This is a genomic window from Bradyrhizobium sp. AUGA SZCCT0431 (assembly GCF_018131065.1).
Taxonomy (GTDB): domain Bacteria; phylum Pseudomonadota; class Alphaproteobacteria; order Rhizobiales; family Xanthobacteraceae; genus Bradyrhizobium.
Window position 1 is genome coordinate 120,418 of sequence record NZ_JAFCLR010000018.1, and the last position, 21,729, is coordinate 142,146.

General features: G+C 63.1%; 22 protein-coding genes. 15 read left to right on the forward strand and 7 right to left on the reverse strand.

Annotation, left to right across the window (positions count from 1 at the left end; translation table 11 throughout):
* The first annotated feature begins 59 nt into the window (after nt 1–59).
* From JQ567_RS19430 to JQ567_RS19465, 8 genes are all read left to right on the forward strand, one after another.
* On the forward strand, nt 60–287 hold the full coding sequence (locus JQ567_RS19430) for a DUF2007 domain-containing protein (RefSeq protein WP_044540085.1): 228 nt from the start codon (nt 60–62) through the stop codon (nt 285–287).
* Between the two features lie 5 nt (nt 288–292).
* Nucleotides 293–1,054: a tRNA1(Val) (adenine(37)-N6)-methyltransferase gene (locus tag JQ567_RS19435; protein ID WP_212440307.1), complete on the forward strand. Its 762-nt coding sequence runs from the start codon at nt 293–295 to the stop codon at nt 1,052–1,054.
* A 271-nt stretch (nt 1,055–1,325) separates the two neighbouring features.
* Nucleotides 1,326–2,237 (forward strand): S49 family peptidase, encoded by a 912-nt coding sequence (locus tag JQ567_RS19440; RefSeq protein WP_212440308.1) that lies wholly within the window; start codon nt 1,326–1,328, stop codon nt 2,235–2,237.
* Between the two features lie 114 nt (nt 2,238–2,351).
* On the forward strand, nt 2,352–2,543 hold the full coding sequence (locus JQ567_RS19445; protein WP_192735211.1) for a hypothetical protein: 192 nt from the start codon (nt 2,352–2,354) through the stop codon (nt 2,541–2,543).
* Between the two features lie 181 nt (nt 2,544–2,724).
* Nucleotides 2,725–3,660 (forward strand): glycine--tRNA ligase subunit alpha, encoded by a 936-nt coding sequence (locus JQ567_RS19450; protein WP_192735210.1) that lies wholly within the window; start codon nt 2,725–2,727, stop codon nt 3,658–3,660.
* A gap of 101 nt (nt 3,661–3,761) precedes the next feature.
* Nucleotides 3,762–4,169, forward strand: a complete 408-nt coding sequence (locus JQ567_RS19455) for an endonuclease domain-containing protein (RefSeq protein WP_212440309.1) — start codon at nt 3,762–3,764, stop codon at nt 4,167–4,169.
* Between the two features lie 5 nt (nt 4,170–4,174).
* The gene (gene glyS / locus JQ567_RS19460; protein WP_212440310.1) at nt 4,175–6,289 is read left to right on the forward strand and encodes a glycine--tRNA ligase subunit beta; all 2,115 of its coding nucleotides are present in this window, start codon (nt 4,175–4,177) and stop codon (nt 6,287–6,289) included.
* A 12-nt stretch (nt 6,290–6,301) separates the two neighbouring features.
* Complete coding sequence (locus JQ567_RS19465; RefSeq protein ID WP_249165558.1) at nt 6,302–6,895, forward strand: bifunctional 2-polyprenyl-6-hydroxyphenol methylase/3-demethylubiquinol 3-O-methyltransferase UbiG; 594 nt, start codon at nt 6,302–6,304, stop codon at nt 6,893–6,895.
* 114 nt (nt 6,896–7,009) lie between these two features.
* Here the strand turns inward: JQ567_RS19465 and JQ567_RS19470 are convergent, their stop codons facing one another.
* Nucleotides 7,010–7,369, reverse strand: coding sequence for a DUF1236 domain-containing protein (locus JQ567_RS19470; protein WP_212440312.1), 360 nt, complete (start codon nt 7,367–7,369; stop codon nt 7,010–7,012).
* Nucleotides 7,370–7,660: 291 nt separating this feature from the next.
* Here JQ567_RS19470 and JQ567_RS19475 point away from each other — a divergent pair, with 291 nt between their 5' ends.
* A complete protein-coding gene (locus tag JQ567_RS19475) occupies nt 7,661–7,816 on the forward strand; it encodes a DUF3096 domain-containing protein (protein WP_192735205.1) in 156 nt (51 codons plus the stop codon).
* On the opposite strand, the gene JQ567_RS38885 is transcribed toward JQ567_RS19475, so the two are convergent.
* Nucleotides 7,817–8,155: a hypothetical protein gene (locus tag JQ567_RS38885; RefSeq protein ID WP_312017429.1), complete on the reverse strand. Its 339-nt coding sequence runs from the start codon at nt 8,153–8,155 to the stop codon at nt 7,817–7,819. It abuts the gene before it with no gap.
* On the opposite strand from JQ567_RS38885, the gene ppdK reads away from it, so the two are divergent.
* From ppdK to JQ567_RS19505, 6 genes are all read left to right on the forward strand, one after another.
* The gene (gene ppdK, locus JQ567_RS19480; protein WP_312017430.1) at nt 8,148–10,856 is read left to right on the forward strand and encodes a pyruvate, phosphate dikinase; all 2,709 of its coding nucleotides are present in this window, start codon (nt 8,148–8,150) and stop codon (nt 10,854–10,856) included. The two genes, JQ567_RS38885 and ppdK, sit on opposite strands and share 8 nt — an antisense overlap.
* Nucleotides 10,857–11,321: 465 nt before the next feature.
* Complete coding sequence (locus JQ567_RS19485; protein WP_212440314.1) at nt 11,322–12,794, forward strand: cell wall hydrolase; 1,473 nt, start codon at nt 11,322–11,324, stop codon at nt 12,792–12,794.
* A gap of 321 nt (nt 12,795–13,115) precedes the next feature.
* Nucleotides 13,116–14,360, forward strand: a complete 1,245-nt coding sequence (locus tag JQ567_RS19490) for an MFS transporter (RefSeq protein ID WP_212440315.1) — start codon at nt 13,116–13,118, stop codon at nt 14,358–14,360.
* A 127-nt stretch (nt 14,361–14,487) separates the two neighbouring features.
* Nucleotides 14,488–15,474, forward strand: a complete 987-nt coding sequence (locus tag JQ567_RS19495; protein WP_212440316.1) for an MDR family oxidoreductase — start codon at nt 14,488–14,490, stop codon at nt 15,472–15,474.
* Nucleotides 15,475–15,638: 164 nt separating this feature from the next.
* The gene (locus JQ567_RS19500) at nt 15,639–16,226 is read left to right on the forward strand and encodes a hypothetical protein (protein ID WP_212440317.1); all 588 of its coding nucleotides are present in this window, start codon (nt 15,639–15,641) and stop codon (nt 16,224–16,226) included.
* 139 nt (nt 16,227–16,365) lie between these two features.
* Complete coding sequence (locus JQ567_RS19505; RefSeq protein WP_212210966.1) at nt 16,366–16,599, forward strand: DUF6894 family protein; 234 nt, start codon at nt 16,366–16,368, stop codon at nt 16,597–16,599.
* Between the two features lie 47 nt (nt 16,600–16,646).
* Here JQ567_RS19505 and JQ567_RS19510 read toward each other — a convergent pair whose 3' ends face one another.
* The 5 genes from JQ567_RS19510 to JQ567_RS19530 form a co-directional block, all read right to left on the reverse strand.
* Nucleotides 16,647–19,361 carry a DUF2339 domain-containing protein gene (locus JQ567_RS19510; RefSeq protein ID WP_212440318.1) on the reverse strand — a complete coding sequence of 905 codons (2,715 nt, stop codon included), beginning with the start codon at nt 19,359–19,361 and terminating at the stop codon, nt 16,647–16,649.
* Between the two features lie 137 nt (nt 19,362–19,498).
* Complete coding sequence (locus tag JQ567_RS19515; RefSeq protein WP_212440319.1) at nt 19,499–20,005, reverse strand: tyrosine phosphatase family protein; 507 nt, start codon at nt 20,003–20,005, stop codon at nt 19,499–19,501.
* A 551-nt stretch (nt 20,006–20,556) separates the two neighbouring features.
* The gene (locus JQ567_RS19520; protein WP_212440320.1) at nt 20,557–20,745 is read right to left on the reverse strand and encodes a DUF3606 domain-containing protein; all 189 of its coding nucleotides are present in this window, start codon (nt 20,743–20,745) and stop codon (nt 20,557–20,559) included.
* Between the two features lie 178 nt (nt 20,746–20,923).
* Nucleotides 20,924–21,307: a DUF305 domain-containing protein gene (locus JQ567_RS19525; protein ID WP_212440321.1), complete on the reverse strand. Its 384-nt coding sequence runs from the start codon at nt 21,305–21,307 to the stop codon at nt 20,924–20,926.
* A 51-nt stretch (nt 21,308–21,358) separates the two neighbouring features.
* A complete protein-coding gene (locus JQ567_RS19530; protein ID WP_249165559.1) occupies nt 21,359–21,694 on the reverse strand; it encodes a hypothetical protein in 336 nt (111 codons plus the stop codon).
* Between the last annotated feature and the right edge of the window lie 35 nt (nt 21,695–21,729).

Genomic DNA, 21,729 nt, shown 5'->3' on the forward strand with positions numbered 1-21,729 from the left:
CGAAGCGGTTGACAGGTACCGGCCGGCCCTCGGACCGGGCCAGCCAGGGAGGGCGCAAATTGCGGGAATTGGTTCGGACCAACGATATTGTGCTGGTTTCCGCGGTCGGCGCGCTGCTCGACGGCGCCAATATCCATCATCTGGTGCTCGACCAGAACATGAGCATCATCGAGGGATCGCTCGGCGTGCTGCCACGCCGGATCCTGGTCCATGAGGACGACAACCGCGAGGCGCGCCAGCTTCTGACCGATGCCGGGCTTGCCCATGAATTGCGGGCCGATGAGTAATCTAGATGACTAATCTGGATGTCACCGAGGACGCGTTTCTCGGTGGGGCCTTGCGCCTGCGGCAACTGAGATCGGGGCACCGCGCCGGTCACGATGCCATGCTGCTGGCGGCGGCGACGCCGGCACGTTCAGGCAATCGTGTGGTCGATCTTGGCGCCGGTGTGGGTGCGGCAGGGCTGGCGGTGGCCAGGCGCGTCGGGGATATCGATCTCGTGCTGGTCGAGATCGATGCCGATCTCGCAAGCCTCGCGCGCGCCAATGCCGAGGCGAATATGATTGCCGCCGAGGTGATCGTGCTCGATGTCGAAGCGGCCGCCGACGCCTACGCCGCGGTCAATTTGCACCCTGATAGCGTCGATGTCGTGTTGATGAATCCGCCGTTCAACGATTCTGTGCGGCATCGAGTCTCGCCCGACCGCGCGCGCGGGATCGCGCATGTCGCGACATCCACCACGCTTTCGAACTGGATTCACGCAACCCGCCGCATCCTCAAATCCAGGGGCATGCTGACGCTGATCTGGCGCGCCGACGGGATTGCCGAGGTGCTGGCGGCGCTCGATCACGGTTTTGGCAGTCTGGAAATTTTGCCCATTCACGGCGATGTGAAGGCGCCTGCGAATCGAATCCTGGTTCGCGCCACCAAGGGCGGTCGCGCGCCGACTCGAATTCATGCCGGACTGATGCTCAATGATGAGCGAGGGGTGCCCAATAAAGAAGTGCAGGAGATTTTAGCGGGGAGGGGGATGTTGCCGTTAACCACCCCCTAGAGGTGGCCGAGGAACTGATGTCTCGAACGCGAGACGAAGCGGAAAAGCCTATTGCGGAAGGGTTTCCGACTGCCGTTTCGGAGTGTTGGTGAAGTGAACCGCGGTCAGGATGGTGCCGATCAACAATATCAGCAGGTAGATTTTCATGTCACTCTCCGCTGCGCCATTGCAGCCGTAACGGCCACGTTGCAAAAGGCCTTCCAGCCTTAATTCGTTCCAGCCCTTCCAATGACAGTGGCGTGATAAAAAATGGTTAATTCGAGGTAACGGCATGAGTGAACAAATAAGTGATCGTGTGGGATTGCCGGGCCTTATCGAGCGGCTGAAGGGATTGGTCCCGGCCAAATTCCGGCGCGGGGTCGCGGTGGTGCCGGTGGTGCGGTTGTCCGGCGTGATCGGCGCGGTGACGCCGCTGCGGCCGGGCATGTCGCTCGCCGGTGTCGCCAAGACGCTGGAGCGCGCCTTCGGTACCAAGAATGCCAAGGCGGTTGCGCTTGTGATCAATTCGCCCGGCGGCTCGCCGGTGCAATCGCGCCAGATCTATTTGCGGATCAGGCAACTCGCCGCCGAAAAGAATTTGCCGGTGCTGGTGTTCGTCGAGGACGTCGCCGCATCCGGCGGCTACATGATCGCCTGTGCCGGCGACGAGATCTTTTGCGATCCGTCCTCGATCCTCGGTTCGATCGGCGTGGTCGGCGGCACTTTCGGCTTCCAGGAGCTGATCAAGAAAATCGGCGTCGAGCGACGGCTCTATACGGCGGGCGTCCACAAGGCGACACTCGATCCGTTCCTCCCCGAAAACCCCGATGACGTGGCGCGCATCAAGGCGCTCCAGCGCGAGATCCACGCCATCTTCATTGCGTTGGTCAAACAGAGCCGCGGCAGCCGCCTCAAGGGCGCGGACGACACGCTGTTCACCGGCGAATATTGGGCCGGCGAAACCTCGGTGTCGCTGGGCCTTGCGGATGCGGTCGGCGATCTGCGTTCGACGCTGCGCACCCGCTACGGCGACAAGGTGCTGACCCCCGTGATCGCGCCCGCCAGCGGCATGCTGTCCGGCTTGCTCGGGCGGCGGTCCCCGGGGGCGGGCTCCATGGGCGCGCTCGACGGTTTTGGGGGCCTGCCGGATGAGCTGATCTCCGCGCTCGAAACCAGGGCAATTTGGGCCAAATTCGGGTTCTAGGGCTGGACGCCGCCGCGCCATTTAGTCCTAAAGGCGGGAATTGCGGCGCAGCCCGGCTTGCGCGAGAATGCAGCTATTGGGGGCGTGACCGACGTGAACGACAAGGATCGACCGATGCCACCGTTGATCGCATTCGCAGGGGCCCTGGGTGGGCTTGCCGTGGTCCGCTGGGCTTACAAGACCGCCGTCCGGATCAACCGGGAGCTGGAAGAAGCGCGGCTGGCCCGCGTCTCGGAATCCGCTCAAACCAGCGAGATTCCAACCCTGCGCCGGGATCCCGTCACCGGGGCCTATCGGCCGGGGTAACTCACCGTCATTCCGGGGCGATGCGAAGCATCGAACCCGGAATCTCGAGATTCCGGGTCTGGTCCTTCGGACCATCCCGGCATGACGCGATGGGATCGCAGGTCCCATCGCCTTGATTCCCCTCGCCACCGCCGATACGGTCCCGCGCGCCCAAAACCCCCTCGCGAGACCGATTCTGCCGATGGACGAATTGCCTGCCCACATGCGCCCGGAACGTTCGTTCCAGGGCTTCATTCTCGCTCTGCAGCGGTTCTGGGCCGAACAGGGCTGCGTGATCCTGCAGCCCTACGACATGGAAATGGGCGCGGGCACGTTTCATCCGGCGACGACCTTGCGCGCGCTCGGGCCGAAGCCGTGGCGGGCCGCCTATGTGCAGCCCTCGCGCCGGCCCAAGGATGGCCGCTACGGCAAGAACCCGAACCGGATGCAGCATTATTACCAGTATCAGGTGATCATGAAGCCATCGCCGCCGAACCTTCAGGAACTGTACCTGAAGTCGCTCGCCGCGATCGGCCTCGATTCCAGCCTGCACGACATCCGTTTTGTCGAGGACGACTGGGAAAGCCCGACGCTCGGCGCCTGGGGTCTCGGCTGGGAATGCTGGTGCGACGGCATGGAAGTCAGCCAGTTCACCTATTTCCAGCAAGTCGCGGGCGTCGAATGCGCGCCGGTCGCCGGCGAACTCACCTACGGAATGGAGCGGCTCGCCTGCTACCTGCAGGGCGTCGACCACGTCATGGACCTCAACTTCAACGGCCGCGAAGGCGCCGACAAGGTGACCTATGGCGACGTGTTCCTGCAGGCCGAGCAGGAATACTCCCTGCATAATTTCGAGCACTCCGATTCCGAAATGCTGTTCAAGCAGTTCGTGATGGCGGAAGAGGCCTGCAAGAAATATCTCGCGGCGGGCTGGAAATCCGGCAGCAACCAGAAAGAACATCTGATGGCGCTGCCGGCCTATGACCAGTGCATCAAGGCAAGCCATGTCTTCAACCTGCTCGATGCCCGCGGCGTGATCTCGGTGACCGAACGGCAAAGCTACATCGGACGCGTGCGCGACCTCGCAAAAGCCTGCGGCGACGCCTGGGTCCACACCGAAGCGGGCAGGGCGTCTTGATAAGCGTTTTGGAATTGAGTCATTCCGCGAGCACGAACCTGCTCCCCTCCCTCCGCGCGCGAAGCGCGTGGCGGGGAGGGGTCGGGGGTGGGGGGTGCCAGATGCAGGAAAGAACGCAGCGTCGAATCGACCGGCGCGTCCCACGCGCTCGAGCCTTGCGTCGTGACGCGACAGAAGCTGAAAAGAAGCTGTGGCAACATTTGCGCCAGCCTCCGTTCAAGCAGCATCACTTTCGGCGTCAAGCGACGATCGGTGCTTACTTCGCCGATTTTGCCAGTCATCAGGCCAAAATTGTCATTGAGGTCGATGGCGGTCAGCACGCTGGCAGCGCCTCTGATGAGGTGCGCACGAACTATCTCGAAGCAAATGGCTATCGTGTATTGCGCTTCTGGAACAACGACGTTTTGGAGAACATGTCTGGCGTTCTTTTGACGATTGATACAGTAGTCAACGCCGATAGACCCCCCACCCCCGACCCCTCCCCGCCGCAAGCGGGGGGAGGGGAGTAAAGCCAATGCCTGATCTTTTGCTCGAATTGTTTTCCGAAGAAATCCCGGCGCGCATGCAGGCGAAGGCGGCCGACGATCTGCGCCGTATGGTCACCGACAAGCTGGTTGCCGAAGGCCTGGTCTATGAGGGCGCCAAGGCGTTCGTGACGCCGCGGCGGCTGGCGCTGACGGTGCACGGGATTCCGGCGCGGCAGCCGGATCTCAAGACCGAACGCAAGGGTCCGAAAATCGGTGCGCCCGATGCGGCCGTGCAGGGTTTTCTGAAAGCGACCGGCCTCAATTCGCTCGACGAGGCAAAGATCCAGCGCGACCCGAAGGGCGACTTCTACATCGCGCTGATCGAGAAGCCCGGCCGCGCCGCGATCGACGTGCTCGCGGAAATACTGCCCGTGATCGTGCGCACCTTCCCGTGGCCGAAATCGATGCGCTGGGGCGAGCGCTCGGCAAAATCAGGCGCGCTGACCTGGGTGCGGCCGCTGCATTCGATCATCGCGACCTTCGGTCCGGAGACCGAAGAGCCTGACGTCGTAAAATTCTCCATTGACGGCATCGAGGCCGGGCAAACCACTTTTGGTCACCGCTTCCTGGCGCCATCCGCGATCTCCGTGCGGCGCTTCGAGGATTACGAGGCAAAGCTGAAGGCCGCCAAGGTCGTGCTCGACCCGCAGGCGCGCAAGGACATCATTCTGGCCGACGCCAAGCAGTTGGCGTTCGCGCAAGGCTTTGAGCTGGTGGAAGACCAAGTGCTGCTCGACGAGGTGTCAGGCCTCGTCGAATGGCCTGTTGTGCTGATGGGATCGTTCGACCAGGAGTTTTTGTCGATCCCCGGCGAGGTGATCCGCGCCACCATCCGCAACAACCAGAAATGCTTTGTGGTCAGCGATCCCAAAACCGGAAAGCTCACCAACAAGTTCATCCTCACCGCCAACATCGAGGCGACGGACGGCGGCAAGGCCATCATCGCCGGCAACGAGCGCGTGATCCGCGCGCGGTTGAGCGATGCGAAATTCTTCTATGAGACCGACCTGAAGACCAAGCTCGAAGAGCGCCTGTCGAAATTCGAGAACATTGTTTTTCACGAGAAGCTCGGCACGCAGGGCGAACGCATCAAGCGCATCGAGCGTTTGTCGGCGGAAATCGCGCCGCTGGTCGGCGCCGATGTCGAAAAGGCAAAACGCGCCGCCCATCTGGCGAAGTCGGATTTGCTGACCGAAGTGGTCGGTGAATTCCCGGAGCTGCAGGGCTTGATGGGAAAATACTACGCGCTGGCGCAGGGCGAAGATGCCTCCGTCGCTGCCGCGAGCGAAGAGCATTACAAGCCGCAGGGGCCAGCCGATCGGGTGCCGACCGATCGCTTGAGCGTCGCCGTCGCATTGGCTGACAAGATGGATACGCTGGTTGGTTTCTGGGCCATCGATGAGAAGCCAACTGGAAGCAAGGATCCGTATGCGCTGCGAAGAGCGGCGTTGGGGGTGATCCGGCTCATCGTGGAGAACACGATCAGGCTTCCAATCCTGAAAGCTGCAAAATCGGCTATTCTCGGTCTCCCCGAAAAGGGGGCCAAGCATCCGGCCGCCGATGCGCAAAAGCTTCCGGGCGATCTCCTCTCCTTCTTCGCCGACCGCTTGAAAGTCCAGCTCCGCGACCAGGGCGCGCGACACGATCTCGTCGATGCCGTGTTCGCGCTCGGCGGCCAGGACGATCTGCTCATGGTGGTCCGCCGCGTCGAGGCGCTCGGCAAGTTCCTCGACACCGATGATGGCAAGAATCTGCTCGCGGGGACAAAACGCGCCAGCAACATCCTCTCGATCGAAGAGAAAAAGGACAAGCGCGCCTTCGACGGCGCACCGGATATTGGCCTTTACAAGCTCGACGAGGAGAAGGCGCTGGCAAAGGCGATCGATCAGGTGAAGAGCGAGGCCGGTGCTGCGGTGGCCAAGGAAGACTTTGCCGCCGCGATGAGCGCGATGGCGAAGCTGCGGCCGGCGGTCGATGCGTTCTTTGACAAGGTCAAGGTCAACGACGATGAACCAAACGTGCGCGAAAACAGACTGAAGCTCTTGAACGAAATCCGCGCGGCGACGCGCGCGGTGGCGGACTTTTCGAAGATCGAGGGCTGACACGTGGATCGCATGACGCTGGCCGCTTACGATTCGGATGCGGCGGCGTTCGCCAAAGACTGGCACGAGCAGCCGGCACCCGTTGATTTGCACGAAGTCGTCGAGCGCTTCTTCGTGCGCGGCGGCAATTCAGCCGATATCGGCTGCGGCTGCGGCCGCGAGGTGGCCTGGCTCAACGCCAACGGCTTTTCCGCCACCGGTTTCGACGCCTCGCAAGGCCTGCTGACGGAGGCGCGGCAGCGTTATCCCGGTCTGAAGTTCGCGCATGCCGAATTGCCCGAGCTGAAGGGCATCGGCACCTACGACAACGTGCTGTGCGAGACCGTGATCATGCATCTGAATCGCGCGCAGATCGCCCCTGCCGTCCGCCGGCTGCTCAACGCCGTCAAGCCCAGCGGGATTCTCTATCTGAGCTGGCGGATCACCGACAATGCCGACCTGCGCGATTCGCAGGGGCGGCTTTACTGTGCGTTCGATACCGCGCTGGTGCTGGCGGAACTGAAAGCAACCGCGCTGCTGCTCGATGAAGAGGTCGTCAGCGCCTCCTCGGGCAAGAAGATTCACCGCCTCGTCGCCAAGAAGCCGGGTCTGGAGATCAGGGAATAGAGCGCCAACGAAAAGCCCCGCCCAGGGGGGAAACCGGGCGGGGCTTTCTTGTCCGGTCGTATCTCGCGCACATCCGCTTGCGCGGCGCCCGGACTATCGTTCAGGCTGGCGGGATTAATCGACCACCTGAACGATGCGACGCGAACGCGGTTCGACCAGGACCGTCTGGCCGTTCACCACGGTGTAGCGATAGGGCGTTGCCGCATAGGTCTGCGGTACGTCGTAATAGGTGATGCCGGCGTCCGGCAGCACGCCGCCCACGGTCACGCGCTCCGGAATGGTGAAAGTCGGCACGCGCTCACGCACGACATATTCCCGGAACGCCGGGCGTTGTTCGATGGTGATGCCCTCATGCTCGCCGACGACCACGCTGCCGCCGCCAACGACGCCCACGGTACCGCTCTGCGCCTGTGCTGCGATCGGGGCAGCCATCACGCCGGCGACAGCTGCGATGGCAAGTAGTCTGTTCTGCATAGTGTACTCCCTCGTGCGCTCTATTGGTTTGACGCGTTTTCTTGACGCGAACCGGCGTCCACTTCGCTTGAAAACGCTATGACGCCGGCTAGCCAGCGTACAATGTGAGCCAATTCATCGCGGGCGGCATAGTTCCGGAAAAATGGCTGCCTCAAACGCGGCAATTTCGGGCAATTTTTGCGAACGTCGGAACCGGTTGAGGCGACAGGCGTCTCCTATTCCGGAACCGCGCCAGCGGTTAAGTTGCCGCCCTCGATTCGAGCTTCCCCTCATCATCCGGAGAAATTTCAAATGACCATCACCGCCGCGCATATTTCCCCGATCGTCGCCCTGATTGCGGGAGTCCTGATCCTGATCATGCCGCGGTTCCTGAATTTCATCGTCGCGATCTACCTGATCATCGTCGGTCTGGCCGGGCTCGGCGTGTTCAAGATGCTGCGCTTCTAGTCAGGCAAGCGGGCTTTCGCGGCTTGCGCGGAACCCCTCAAAGTGGTGTAAGGCGCGCATCTTCTCCTCTCTTTTCGGATTGTCATCTGCCATGGCCAAAGCGGTTGCGAAGTCCAAGAAAAACCTTCTGAAAATCGTAGCGAAATCAAAGTCATCGGCGCCGGGCAAAGCCGCGCCGGCGGCCTCGGCGCGCAAGACGCTAACGAAGGCTCCGGCACCGAAGGCCGTTGCGAAGCCGGCACCCAAGGCGGTTACGAAGCCAATTGCCAAGCCAGTTGCCAAGACAGCTGCGAAGGCTCCGAACAAGCCTGCCAGCAAGACGGCGAAGAAGGTGAGCAAGCCGGCCGTCGAAGCGGTAAAATCCGGCAAGTGGGTTTACACGTTTGGCGACGGCAAGGCCGAGGGCAAAGCGGGCTTGCGCGATCTGCTCGGCGGCAAGGGCGCCAATCTCGCCGAAATGGCCAATCTCGGCCTGCCGGTGCCTCCGGGCTTCACGATTCCGACCTCGGTCTGCACTTACTTCTACGCCCACGACAAATCCTATCCGGCTGCGCTGAAGGCGCAGGTCGAGAAGGCGCTGGAGCATGTCGGCAAGCTCGCCGGCAAGTCGTTCGGCGATTCCCGGAATCCGCTGCTGGTGTCTGTGCGCTCGGGCGGCCGCGCGTCGATGCCGGGCATGATGGATACCGTGCTCAATCTCGGCCTCAACGATGAGACCGTCGAAGCGCTCGCCGAATTGTCCGGCGACCGCCGCTTCGCCTATGACAGCTATCGGCGTTTCATCACGATGTATTCGGATGTCGTGCTCGGCTTCGAGCATCATCATTTCGAGGACATCCTCGACACCTTCAAGGACGGCCAGGGCTACACGCTCGACACCGATCTGACCGGCGACGACTGGGTCGAACTGGTCGGCCGTTACAAGGATGCGGTGGCGCGCGAGACCGGTCACGATTTCCCGCAGGATCCGCACGCGCAATTGTGGGGCGCGATCGGTGCTGTGTTCTCATCCTGGATGAACGCGCGCGCGGTGACCTACCGCCGCCTGCACGATATTCCGGAATCCTGGGGCACCGCTGTGAACGTGCAGGCCATGGTGTTCGGCAATATGGGCGAGACCTCGGCGACCGGCGTTGCGTTCACACGCAATCCCTCGACCGGCGAGAGCAAGCTGTACGGCGAATTCCTGATCAACGCGCAGGGCGAGGACGTGGTGGCGGGTATCCGCACGCCGCAGGACATCACCGAATATGCGCGCCAGGAATCCGGCTCCGACAAGGCATCGATGGAAGTCGCGATGCCCGACGCGTTCAAGGAACTGACGCGGATCTACACGCTGCTCGAAAAGCACTACCGCGACATGCAGGACATGGAGTTCACGGTCGAGCAGGGCAAATTGTGGATGCTGCAGACCCGTGGCGGCAAGCGCACCGCCAAGGCGGCGCTGCGGATTGCGGTCGAACTCGCCAACGAAGGACTGATCTCGAAAAAGGACGCGGTGATGCGGATCGATCCCGCCTCGCTCGACCAGTTGCTGCATCCGACCATCGATCCCTCGGCCAAGCGCGACGTCATCGCCACCGGCCTGCCGGCCTCGCCCGGCGCCGCCTCCGGCGAAATCGTGTTCTCGTCCGATGAAGCGGCGAAACTGCAGGCCGATGGCCGCAAGGTCATTCTGGTGCGGGTCGAGACCAGCCCGGAAGACATTCACGGCATGCACGCCGCTGAGGGCATTCTCACCACCCGTGGCGGCATGACCTCGCACGCCGCCGTGGTCGCGCGCGGCATGGGCAAGCCCTGCGTCTCCGGCTGCGGCACCATTCGCGTCGATTACGGCCGCGGCACCATGAGCATCGGCACCCGCACTTTCAAGACCGGCGACGTCATCACCATCGACGGATCGGTCGGCCAGGTGCTGGCCGGACGGATGCCGATGATCGAGCCGAAACTGTCGGGCGAATTCGGCACGCTGATGGGCTGGGCCGATGCCGTTCGCAAGCTCGGCGTTCGCGTCAACGCCGACACGCCGGAAGACGCGCGCACCGCGATCAAGTTCGGCGGCGAGGGCATCGGCCTTTGCCGTACCGAGCACATGTTCTTCGAGGAAACCCGCATCCGCACCGTGCGGGAGATGATCCTTTCCGAGGACGAACAGTCACGCCGTGCGGCGCTGTCAAAACTGCTGCCGATGCAGCGCGCGGATTTCGTCGAGCTGTTCGAGATCATGAAGGGGCTTCCCGTCACGATCCGTCTGCTCGATCCGCCGCTGCACGAGTTCCTGCCGCACACCCAGGCCGAGATCGAGGAAGTCGCGCGTGCGATGAACACCGATCCGCGCAAGCTCGCCGATCGCGCCCGCGATCTTGCCGAGTTCAACCCGATGCTGGGCTTCCGCGGCTGCCGTCTTGCGATCGCCTATCCTGAGATCGCCGAGATGCAGGCGCGCGCGATCTTCGAAGCCGCGGTCGAGGCCGAAAAGCGCACCAGCAAGGCCGTCGGCCTCGAGGTGATGGTGCCGCTGATCGCGACCAAGGCCGAGTTCGACCTGGTCAAGGCGCGCATCGACGCCACCGCGCAGTCGGTGATGAAGGAGACCGGCAAGAAACTCGCCTATCAGGTCGGCACCATGATCGAGTTGCCGCGCGCGTGCCTGATGGCTGGCGACATCGCGAACACCGCCGAGTTCTTCTCCTTCGGCACCAACGATTTGACGCAGACCACCTACGGCATCAGCCGCGACGACGCCGCGAGCTTCCTTGGCACCTATGTGGCGAAGGGCATCCTCGAGATCGATCCGTTCATCTCGGTCGACCGCGATGGCGTCGGCGAACTCGTCAAGATCGGCGTTGCGCGTGGACGCAAGACGCGGCCCGATCTCAAGGTCGGGATTTGCGGCGAGCATGGCGGCGATCCTGCCTCGGTGGCGTTCTGCCACGAGATCGGCCTCGACTACGTCTCGTGCTCGCCCTATCGCGTCCCGATCGCGCGGCTCGCCGCGGCGCAAGCCGCGCTCGGCAAGACAGTTGCGAGCCAGGCGTAGTTCTTCACTGCGCTAGTAATCAGAAATCGGCGTCATGCCCGGGCTTGTCCCGGGCATCCACGTTTTTGGACCTCTCGTCATTGCGAGCGAAGCGAAGCAATCCATCGCGCGGCTGGAAAGATGGATTGCTTCGTCGCTTCGCTCCTCGCAATGACGTGAAAACTACGGTCCTCGGCTTCCATCGCAATGCACGACACAGCACCGCATCGCCCCGTAGTGACACCGGGAACCCGCAACATTTTCTTCATCATCTTCGTTGACGGGATGTTTACCACTTTCATCGCGCTCCCGTTTACCAAGCTTTCTCAAGTGCCACGGCAAATGCGCGCGACGTCTTGCGTGGTGCACGCAGGCCACGCCGATTAACTCCCCGGCAACCTAAATTCGATACCAACAATAAAGATCGAATTGCACGGATGTACTGACGTTCGGTCGTTTTTTGTAAGCGTTGCGTAGAGCGTATCGATGAATGTGTTGCGTAACCAGCCGAAGGGCGCGCGGTTCGCGTCCTTCGGTCTCGGTCTTTGCATCTTCGCATTGATGCCGACCGAGATCGGATATCAGGATATCGCGTCACTGCTGGCCCGGCAGCCGGGCGTCGCCGAACGCTGGCAGAAGCGGGTGTTCTCCACCGCCGGCAATATCCACGTCGCGACCTTCAGCTTCGGCCGTCCGATCGGAACCGCTTCGCCGCAGACCGCAACCTTTCGGCTCGCCAGCCTCGACAATCAGGGCATCGACATCACCGGTGCAGTGACGCGCAACCCGATCATCGCCCCGCCGCCGCGTTATCATGCCGCCGATTTCCCCAAGGTCGATCGCACCATGAAGGGCGACCGCCTCGTCATCGCTCCGTCCACGCCTGCGGAGAGCTCGATCCCCGCCGGCAGCGCGCCGGCCATCGAAGATCCTTCGTCCTCAAACGCTTCCGTCAAAGGCCAAAAGACCGCTGCCACGCCGCCTTCAGGTGAGCCCGCGCCGCTCGATCCCGAACTTCAGGCCGCGCTGCGCGCGCCGCCGCTGCCGCAATTCGATGTGTCGATGTCACTCGAAGCCAAACCGCTCGACGACAAGCCGCTCGGTAAGCCAAAGGACGTCTCGGCAGCACCGGAAGTGGCGCTCGCGCCCGCGCCGCCGCGCGACAATTTCTCCTTCAAGACCTCAAGCCTGTTTTTTGGCTCTTCGCTCGGCGCGCCCGAAACCATCGAGCGCTGGCGGCCGGGCGAAGAGCCCATCGTCATGCTGCCGAGTGCGGTGGTTGCCGATCCCGACCTGAAGATCATGGCCTCGCTGCCGGTCGATGCCGACGGCCCGGTCAAGGCCGGCGAGATGGGCGTCAGCGTCGCGCCGAAGGGCGAGGTCAATTCCGACAACCAGCGTGCCAAGACCCCGGCTGAGCGGCTCGGCCTGTTCGACGAGAAGTCGCGCGCCAAGTCGGAAAAATGTCTGACTGAAGTTGTCTATTTCGAAGCCCGCGGCGAAGCGGTGCGCGGCCAGATCGCGGTGGCGCAAGTGGTATTGAACCGCGCCTTCTCCGGCAAATATCCGGATACGGTGTGTGGCGTGGTCTACCAGAACAAGCACCGCCATCTGGCCTGCCAGTTCACCTTCGCCTGCGACAACAACAAGGACGTCGTCAAAGAGCCCGACATGTGGGACCGCGCGCAACGGATCGCAAAGGCGATGCTGGACGGCCAGCTCTGGCTGCCCGAGGTCGACAAGTCGACACACTACCATGCCTATTGGGTGCGCCCGTCCTGGGTCAGCGAGATGAAGAAGATGTACAAGACCGGCGTGCACACCTTCTACCGGCCCCGCAACTGGGGCGACGGCAGCGACGCGCCAAGCTGGGGCACCGCGGCGGAGACGGCGCAAATTTCCGCCAAGCTCGCCGAAGCCGCAAAGAGCTCAGCGGAGCAGGCGAGCGTCAGAAGGTAGTGATTGTCGTCCCGGCGAACGCCGGGACCCATACGCCGCGGCCCTCATGATGAGATGCGGTGGTTGACGCCTTCTTCCAGCAACAGCGCCCTGTGGTTATGGCTCCCGGCGTTCGCCGGGACGACGAGCTGAGTTCTCGGTTCGCGCTCGGGCCCGAGTTGCCTCCCACCCCCCCAAATTGCACTCGACGATTTTGCAGGGCTGCCCTGCAGCAGAGAAATTTTCTCCGCCGCTCTTGGGATTTCCATGCGAATGCATTAACTCCTCCCGGCGCACCCGCCCGGTCGCTTCCGGCCCGGGCGCCAAGCATCGAGGAAACGCATGGCTGTAACCGCAGACAATCTTCGCCCGGCCAAAGCCAGCTGGCGGACGCCATTGGTGATCATCATCTGCGGATGCGCGATTGCGCTGTTGAGTTTCGGGCCGCGATCGAGCCTTGGTTTCTTCATCCAGCCCATGAGCAAGGAATTTACCTGGGGCCGCGACGTCTTCGGCCTGGCGCTGGCGCTGCAGAACCTGTTGTGGGGATTGGGCCAGCCGATCGCAGGCGCGATCGCCGACCGTTTTGGACTCCTGCGCGTGATGGTGGTGGGGGCGCTGCTCTACGCCGGCGGGCTGCTGGTGATGCGCTACGCGTCGACGCCTGGCTCGCTCGATCTTGGCGCTGGTGTTCTGATCGGTTTCGGACTTTCCGGCTGTTCATTCAATCTGGTGCTGTCTGCGTTCAGTAAGCTGTTGCCGCCGGAGAAGCGCGGCATGGCGCTCGGCGCCGGCACCGCCGCCGGCTCGTTCGGCCAGTTCCTGTTCGCGCCCTTTGGCGTGGCGCTGATCGACAATTTTGGCTGGCAATCTGCGCTCACCGTATTCGCGCTGCTGATGCTCCTGATCGTGCCGCTGTCACTGGCGCTCGCAACGCCGCCCGCGACGTCGGAAAATGTGCCGGTCGCGGACCAGCAATCGTTCAAGACGGCGCTGGCGGAAGCGTTCGGCCACCCATCCTACGTGCTGCTGGTGCTCGGTTTCTTTACTTGCGGCTTCCAACTCGCCTTCATCACCGTGCATCTGCCGGCCTATCTGGCCGATCGCGGCATATCTGCGCAGACCGGCGGTTGGGTGATCGCCGCGGTCGGCCTGTTCAACATCATCGGCTCGCTCAGCGTCGGCGTGCTGCAGAACAAGTTTCCGAAGCGCTATATTCTTTCGTTTCTATACTTCGTGCGAGCGATGGCGATCGTTGCGTTCATCTCGTTCCCGATCACGCCGTTTTCCGCCATCATGTTCGGCGCCGTTACCGGCCTGGCCTGGCTTTCGACGGTGCCGCCGACCTCGGCGCTGGTGGCGCTGATGTTCGGCACCCGCTGGTTCGCGACGCTGTATGGCTTTGCTTTCGTCAGCCATCAGGTCGGCGGTTTCCTCGGCGTCTGGCTCGGCGGCATCGTGTTCGAGCAATATGGCTCGTACACGCCGATCTGGTGGCTTTCGGTACTGTTCGGCGTGCTGTCGGCGCTGATCAATTTGCCGATCGTGGAACAGCCGGTCGCGCGCCCGGTTGCGCAGCCCGCCTGATACTCATCGAAGTGGCATGATCTCCGGGCAAACGCGTTCCGCGTTTGTCCCGAGGGAAAACCGGTTTCCACTTTTCCGGATCATGCTCTAAACACTCTTCCAACTGACAAAGTTCGGGAGAGTCATCGTGGGAACGTTCAAGGCCATCAGGATCGACAAGGCGGAAAAAGGCACCACCGCCGCGGTAACGCAGTTCGACGAAGCCGAATTGATGGAAGGCGACGTCACCGTCCGCGTCGAATGGTCGACACTGAACTACAAGGACGGTCTGGCCCTCACCGGCAAGGCCCCGGTGGTGCGGCGCTTCCCGATGATCGCCGGCATCGACTTCGCAGGCATCGTCGAACAATCCACCCATCCGCAATGGAAGGCCGGCGACAGGGTGGTCTGCAACGGCTGGGGCATGGGCGAGACCCATCTCGGCAGCTACGCCGAGAAGGCCCGCGTCAAGGGCGACTGGCTGGTGCGGCTGCCCGATAATATCTCCACCCGCGACGCGATGGCGATCGGCACCGCCGGCTATACCGCGATGCTGTCCGTGCTGGCGCTGGAGAAGCACGGCCTGACGCCCAAAAGCGGCCCCGTCGTCGTGACAGGAGCTGCGGGCGGCGTCGGTTCGGTCGCGACCGCCGTGCTGTCGAAACTCGGCTATCACGTCATCGCTTCCACCGGGCGGGTGTCGGAGACCGATTATTTGAAAGGTCTCGGCGCCGCCGAAGTGATCGACCGCAACGAATTGTCAGGCCCCGCAAAACCGCTGGCCAAGGAGCGCTGGGCCGGGGGCATCGACAGCGTCGGGTCGAGCACGCTCGCCAACATCCTTTCGATGACGAAATATGGCGGCGCTATCGCCGCGTGCGGCCTTGCGGCGGGCATGGACCTGCCGTCTTCGGTGGCGCCGTTCATTTTGCGCGGAGTGTGCCTTCTCGGCATCGATTCCGTGATGAGCCCGATCGAGCAGCGCAAGCTTGCCTGGAGCCGCCTCGCCAGCGATTTGGATCACGGAAAACTCGCTGATATTACTCATGAAATCGGCCTGGACCAAGTCATCGGCGCCGGCGCCAAAATCCTCGCCGGCGAGGTCCGCGGTCGAATCGTGGTAAAAATTCTCTAACGGCGTTCAGACTTTACCAACCATGCTGCTCCAATGTTGCCACGGTTCGTATGGTAAGCAGCGGGTAAAGAGGCCTGCATGATCCGGAAAACGGGATACCGGTTTTCCGCGGAGGTCATGTCTAGCAAGGCGGGTGCCCGCGCTCAGTAGGGTGGAGTTGCTGCATGCTTGCGCGTTTGGTGTTGGGGGCCGTCACGGCCACGTCGATGGTGGTGCCGGCGCTGGCCGGGATGATGAATGCCGATGAGGCCCGTAAGTTTGTGAGCGGCAAGGTTTTCGCCTTCACCTGTTTCGACGGCACCCGCGGCGCAGGCCGCGTGCTCGACGATCTCGGGGCGGCCGGCTCCATTCAATTCAGCGGCGCGGGGCCGACCCGCCATGTGCGCCTGCCCGGCAACACGCTGCAGATCCGCGGCCAGGCGGTTTGCGCTTCCATCAAGGGTCTTCCGTTCGAGCCGTGCTTCAATCTCGACAAGCGCGATGACCGCTCCTTCCGGGGGTCGGTGTCGGGCATGGGCTTCGCCTATTGCGATTTCCGCCACCAGGGCGCGCAGCAGATGCTGATGGCCCGCTCGGTGGCGCGGCCGCGTTCGCTGCATGCGCCGGCGCAGACACGCTCGGCCGACGCCTCGCGCACGGAAGTCTCGGCTCGCGTCGAGACGCCGGCGGTTGAGGCCGCAAAGCTCGAGCCGGTGAAGGCGGAGCCGGCGAAGGTCGAAAGCGCGCCGGAGCTGCGCCGTTCCACCGAGTGATTTCCGGCGAAATGAAGCCCAAAGTTGGGAAAGTGTGCCCGTAGTCATACGGGCTGGCGTTTTCACGTCTTGGTAGCGAGTCTAGCCCCACCGTGACGGCCAATGACGGCTTGGGGGCGGCTCATACATGAGATCAACTATGCCGCTGTATTTTTTCCGGATTAGCAACGGTCACTACGCTGGCGCATCCGACCAGGGCTCCGAATTCGAAAGCCGCGAAGCCGCCTGGGCCGAGATGACCAAGGTGTCCGGCAACCTGCTCGGCAGCATTTCGCGCAGCATGAAGCAGAATGCCGAATGGCAGATGGAAATGCTGGACGAATCCAAGAAGCCGGTGTTCAGGATCCGCCTCGTGGCGGAATCCGTCACCTGATTTTTCGATCGGCAAGTTCCTCCGTTCGGTGCGCGCGGCCTGACCGATCAACTCTCCGTCGGCACCGCAGGCGCCACCGCCGCCCGCCTGCGGAACAGGATCCGCTGATACAGCCAGCCGATCGCCACCAGCACCAGGCCCAGGCACATAAAGGACAGCGCGCGATAGACCCCGGTCAGCGTCGACATGTCGATCAGGAAGGCTTTCAGGATCGTCAACGCGATCACGACCGCTGACGCCAGCCGCGCGCGTTGCGAGTTGAAGAGGATGCCGATCCCGAGCATGACGACGCCGAACGCCAGATAGGCGATCGAGTAGGTGTATTGCTCGGCGCCAGTGGTCGGGCCGATGGCCATGACCGGACCGTGATAGATCCTGCGGATTTCAAACGTCACATAGGCCAGCGCCAGAATGAGCGCGCCTGCCGCGATCGTGTTGGCGTATTCGACCGGACGCCGCCCCGCCACCGCATAGGACAACAGAAGCGCCAGCACCGCGGGCAGGGCATAGCCGAGCAGCAGCAGGTTGATGACGACGCCGCCGACATCGATCGACCATAGCATCGGGTTCTCCAGCACCAGCAGCCCGAACACGGAAGCCAGGCCTGCAAAGACGGTGAGCAGGATCGCGCCGGCATTGTGAACGACACTTCCGGTGCGGAGGTGCAGGCGCTCCAGCCCGATCGCCATCGCCAGCACGACACAGACCTGCAGCGCGACTTCGGTGAGCCCGGCGCTCGGGCGATAGACGTCGCCATTATTGACGGCATGGCGGATTTCCATGAACGCCAGCAGCACCGTGAACAGGATGGCAGCGGATTCGACGATGCGCAGCGGCGCATCGTCGCCGCCGCGGCGCAGGAAAATGCTGCCGGCCCAGAACGATAGCGCCGGAATGCCGTAACCCCACAGCAGCCAGTTGAAGATCGGCGTGGTGCCGACGACGTCACCGACGATACGCGGCTCGTAGCCGATCCGCAGCACCACGATGGCGGCGAGGATCGCGGCCAGCGAACGCAGGAACGGGATCGGCCGCTGCATCGAGATCCAGGCGGTGCCTGCCGACATCAGTGCCAGCGCGATCGTGAGCCAGCCTTTTTCCAGCGCGAATGTCAGCGCCAGCGCCAGCGCTGCGAGCGCGCCGGTCGCAAACAGCGCGATCGAGGCCTGCAGGCCCGGACGGTCCTCGCGCTTGGTCAGGATCTCGGTCGCCGCAGCATAGGCGGCGGCAAGGATCACCGCGAGGATCGCGAACGGGATCGAGCGGTCGAGATTCGCGATCCGGGCATAGAGCGCGACCAATAGCGCGAGCGGCGTGAACACGGCGGCCGCCGACCAGATCACAGGGATGACGGCGCTGGCCGAGCGGCCCTGCGCCAGGAACCCCGCGACGCCAAATCCGGCGGCGAAGATCGCGGCGGAGATCAGGTGCAACGACACCGATCCGTCCGTGGCGCTCGGCCCGATGCCCGCGATCGGCCCGCCGGGCAGCACCAGCATGTCAGGATTGGCGCGGATCGCCCATTCGGCGAACACGATGAAGACGAGACCGGCGGCGGCGCCGACCGCGCCGACCGCGGCGTCGGTGCGCCAGGCCACAAACAAGCTGCCGGCTACCAGCAGGCCGAACGTGACCATCGCGACGTCGGCATGAGAACTGTTCAGCACAATCAGGGTCGCGCCGAGCAGATAGGCCGCGAGCGAGCCGGACGAAATCGGTTCGATCTCGCCGTCTTGCGCTGAAGGCCCGAACATGAAGCCGCACACGACAAGCAATGCGGCGAGGACGAAGCCGGCGATCACATGGAACACATGCGGCGCGACCATCGACGGGCCGCATTGCAGGCAGGGCAGCGTCCAGAGCAGCGCGAACACGATGGTGGTGACCGCAAGCCAGCGCCACATCCGCACGCGCGCCAGGCCGAAGGCGGCCGCGGTAACGATCGCGAGGTAGACATAGAGCGCCCAGAAGTCCGGCTTGCCGGAGGAGACCAGGACAGGAGTCACGAAGGCTCCGGCGATGCCGAGCCCGGCCAGCGCCGGCCCGTGCAGCAGTGCCGCGGCCAGCGTGCCCATCGCCACCAGCCCAAGCAGGATGAACGCGGTGGCGGGCACCAGGAAGCCGTACAGCGCATAGGCCGCGTAGACGGTCGCAAAGGCCACCGCCGTGCCGGCGGCGGTCAGGATCGCCGGGATGTTGGCGATCGGCGTCGCTTCGATCGTGGAGATGCTTTCCTTGCGGCGGGTCCATTCGCCGGCAGCGAGCAGCGCCAGCGCGAACAGGCCGCCGAGCAGCACACGCACCCCGGGGCCGAGCAGGCCGGCCTCGATCGAATAGCGCACCATGAAGAAGCCGCCGAGCGCCAGCGTCAGGCCGCCGATCCACACCACCCAGCGGGTACCGATGGTTTCCTCAAAACCGCGATCGGGTTGCGGCAAGGGCGGCGGCGCGGCGGGCGGGCCGTCAGCCGTTTCCGCTGTCGTCTCGGTCGGCGCTTCGGTTTGCGGCCCGGCGGCGGGAGGGGTCCATTCAGCCTCGGGCGCGATCGGCGGCGGTTCGGCCACGACGCCGGGAGAGGTGGGCGTGGTGCCTTGCTCGAACATCTGGGGAAGCGGTGGCGGGACGGGCCTGGCGAGCGCTGCGGCCGCTTCCATCCTGTCCAGCCGCCTTCGCAACTCCCCGATCTCGTTCATCGCCTTGACGGCAATGATAACGGCGACAATGGCGAACAGGAACGGAAGAATTACAAACTCGTCGAGCATCAGGCCTCCAGGCGGGCACGCAGAAACGTTGACCGCCTCTATGCGGCCCGTCGCAATGCTGTGAGTGCAACTCTGCCGGCAAAAAGTTCAAACCGCCCCCCTGGGCGGCGGCATTTTAGCACACTATTCGGTCAAGATTATTCGAGATCCACGCGGAAGGGGCGGCCCTCGACGGTCATGCTGCCCGGGCCCATCTCATCGAGCGCCCGCAGCATTCGCCCCTCGCGCCCCAGCGCCTTATCGGCGAGGCTGACGATCAGCCGGTTGGGCTGGGCGATCGGCGAGGCGGCGCGGATCTGCCGGGCGATCGAAATCTCGTCGCGGTGCGGATTGAGCATGCAGGCGGCGGCAAAGGCGCTGGCGGTCGAACGGCTGATGCCGGCATAGCAATGCACCACCATCGGCGCGCTGCGGTCCCAGCCGCGCACGAAGTTCAAGACCTTCTCGATATGCGCGTCCGACGGCGCCAGAAAGCCGTCCATCACCTCGGTGATGTCGTCCATCGACACGCGCAAATGGTTGGCCTCGAGCACCGAGGCCGGCCGCTGCACCTGATCGACGTTGGCCATCACGGTGAGGATATGGCTGGCGCCGGTGGCCTTGACGGTCTGGGGAAGGGCGGCGAGCGAGCAGACGTGAAGCATGGTGATCCTTTTGGGGAGGTGTCCATTGCGGACCGTCCCTGGGCAGTCGCCATTATAGGCCCGGGTGGGGGCCGGTCAAAGCGGGTTTGGCCGCGCTTTTTGCCTTCAGAACCGCGAAATTATCCGATGTGCGGTTTGGCCACTCTGTTCTTTCTGCAACGTCCGCCCGCTGCGATGCGGCAAGGCGCAAGGAGAGATAATTTCACGCATCCGTCAACCGATCGCTCTACCGGAGAACCAAATCGATCAAGCAGCGTTGAGAAATGCACTTGCCGGGTGTCAACCGGACGCAACGGAGAATGATGGACGGAGGCATTTTTCCGGTTTCTGCCTTCGACACCAACGCATCGGTACGCGCTGACATCTAACCCGTTCCCGGCGAGTGCGCTTTTTTGCTGTTTGAGTTCGTCCGGACAAATTCACACGGATCTCGCCCGCACTTGCAGTCACTGCGGCCCTTGATGGTCCACGCGCGGTGCGGATGATTTCACACGCCCCATTGAGACCGACACAGCCGGAGATCAGTTCTCAAGCGACCACTTCATCGGTTCCTAGTGCCAACTGCCGATGAGCCCGAGCTCCTTCCGTACCGTGGCAGCGGAATTGCCGACCTTCTCCACGGCCTTCTGAAGCTCCTCCTCGGATACGCGAAGCGCCTTGGCCCAGTATTTGACCTCACGCGGATCGTGCATGTTGATCTTGGACCGGTCGGGTCGTTCTTTTTTCGTCAGATTGCTCATGGCCATCCTCCACGGAAAGAAACGGCGCTATGGACGCTCGGTTCCTTTTGAGACGAACCCTGCCGAAGAAGGCCTTCCTGATTACAAACGTTGTGCCCAACAGCGATAACCCCGCGCCGGTGCCGGCAATCCTGACAATCCCGAAACCCTGACGCGTGGGCGTGCACCAACTCTCTGCCTAAGGCGCGTTTTTCTTCAGCCACGCATTCATCAGCGCGATTTCTTTTTCCTGATCTGCGATGATGCTTTCAGCCAATTTGCGCATGGCCGGGTCCTTGCCGTGCGCCAGTTCGACCTTAGCCGCGTCGATGGCGCCCTGATGATGGGGAATCATGCCGCGCACGAAATCGACATCGGCATTGCCGGTGTAAGTGACCTCCATGCCGTGCATCATTTTCATGTGCACTTCCTTGAACGCCCTCGTTGAGGGCGCGTCATTCGATTGCGGCTGCATCGCCGCGCTATGCGGTGACTTGGCCTTATCCATGCCTTGCGCCACGGCGAATCCAGCCAGGCCTAAAGTCAGCGTAGCGGTAAGCACGATGTGGGTCAGTTTGGCCATCTGAGTTTCCCTTCTCTTTCACGGTTATGAGGTTTGATTCTTCATTTCGGTTTACTTGAATTGCCCTTGGCGAACTTTGCCGTCCGGCGCGGTGAGCTGCACTACGCCTTTGACATCGGCCGGCAAAGCCGTCTCGGCCTTGCCGCTGAGCTTGGTCGCATCCCCCGGCTCCAGCGCGATGCGCTGCGCCTTGCCGCCTGCATTCACAATCGCCACGGCCTTGAAGCCCGTTGATGTGACCGGCTTCTCGCTCCCATCGGTCACAAACAACGCGACGTCGCTGCCGCCAACGACCAGCTCGATATGATAGTCTCCTGCATCGACAACGCGCCCGCCATGCGGACCCTTGACTTCGTGCGCCCCGGCGGGGACCGCTGCCAGGAACATGGTTGCGAGAAGCATTCGCTTCAATTGTCTCATGG

Excerpts from the sequence above, each read along its gene's own strand:
- JQ567_RS19435 (WP_212440307.1), top strand. The coding sequence starts at position 293 with ATGACTAATCTGGATGTCACCGAGGACGCGTTTCTCGGTGGGGCCTTG.
- JQ567_RS19440 (WP_212440308.1), top strand. The coding sequence starts at position 1,326 with ATGAGTGAACAAATAAGTGATCGTGTGGGATTGCCGGGCCTTATCGAG.
- JQ567_RS19445 (WP_192735211.1), top strand. The coding sequence starts at position 2,352 with ATGCCACCGTTGATCGCATTCGCAGGGGCCCTGGGTGGGCTTGCCGTG.
- JQ567_RS19450 (WP_192735210.1), top strand. The coding sequence starts at position 2,725 with ATGGACGAATTGCCTGCCCACATGCGCCCGGAACGTTCGTTCCAGGGC.
- JQ567_RS19455 (WP_212440309.1), top strand. The coding sequence starts at position 3,762 with ATGCAGGAAAGAACGCAGCGTCGAATCGACCGGCGCGTCCCACGCGCT.
- glyS (WP_212440310.1), top strand. The coding sequence starts at position 4,175 with ATGCCTGATCTTTTGCTCGAATTGTTTTCCGAAGAAATCCCGGCGCGC.
- JQ567_RS19465 (WP_249165558.1), top strand. The coding sequence starts at position 6,302 with ATGACGCTGGCCGCTTACGATTCGGATGCGGCGGCGTTCGCCAAAGAC.
- JQ567_RS19470 (WP_212440312.1), bottom strand. The coding sequence starts at position 7,369 with ATGCAGAACAGACTACTTGCCATCGCAGCTGTCGCCGGCGTGATGGCT.
- JQ567_RS19475 (WP_192735205.1), top strand. The coding sequence starts at position 7,661 with ATGACCATCACCGCCGCGCATATTTCCCCGATCGTCGCCCTGATTGCG.
- JQ567_RS19485 (WP_212440314.1), top strand. The coding sequence starts at position 11,322 with ATGAATGTGTTGCGTAACCAGCCGAAGGGCGCGCGGTTCGCGTCCTTC.
- JQ567_RS19490 (WP_212440315.1), top strand. The coding sequence starts at position 13,116 with ATGGCTGTAACCGCAGACAATCTTCGCCCGGCCAAAGCCAGCTGGCGG.
- JQ567_RS19500 (WP_212440317.1), top strand. The coding sequence starts at position 15,639 with ATGCTTGCGCGTTTGGTGTTGGGGGCCGTCACGGCCACGTCGATGGTG.
- JQ567_RS19505 (WP_212210966.1), top strand. The coding sequence starts at position 16,366 with ATGCCGCTGTATTTTTTCCGGATTAGCAACGGTCACTACGCTGGCGCA.
- JQ567_RS19510 (WP_212440318.1), bottom strand. The coding sequence starts at position 19,361 with ATGCTCGACGAGTTTGTAATTCTTCCGTTCCTGTTCGCCATTGTCGCC.
- JQ567_RS19515 (WP_212440319.1), bottom strand. The coding sequence starts at position 20,005 with ATGCTTCACGTCTGCTCGCTCGCCGCCCTTCCCCAGACCGTCAAGGCC.
- JQ567_RS19520 (WP_212440320.1), bottom strand. The coding sequence starts at position 20,745 with ATGAGCAATCTGACGAAAAAAGAACGACCCGACCGGTCCAAGATCAAC.
- JQ567_RS19525 (WP_212440321.1), bottom strand. The coding sequence starts at position 21,307 with ATGGCCAAACTGACCCACATCGTGCTTACCGCTACGCTGACTTTAGGC.
- JQ567_RS19530 (WP_249165559.1), bottom strand. The coding sequence starts at position 21,694 with ATGTTCCTGGCAGCGGTCCCCGCCGGGGCGCACGAAGTCAAGGGTCCG.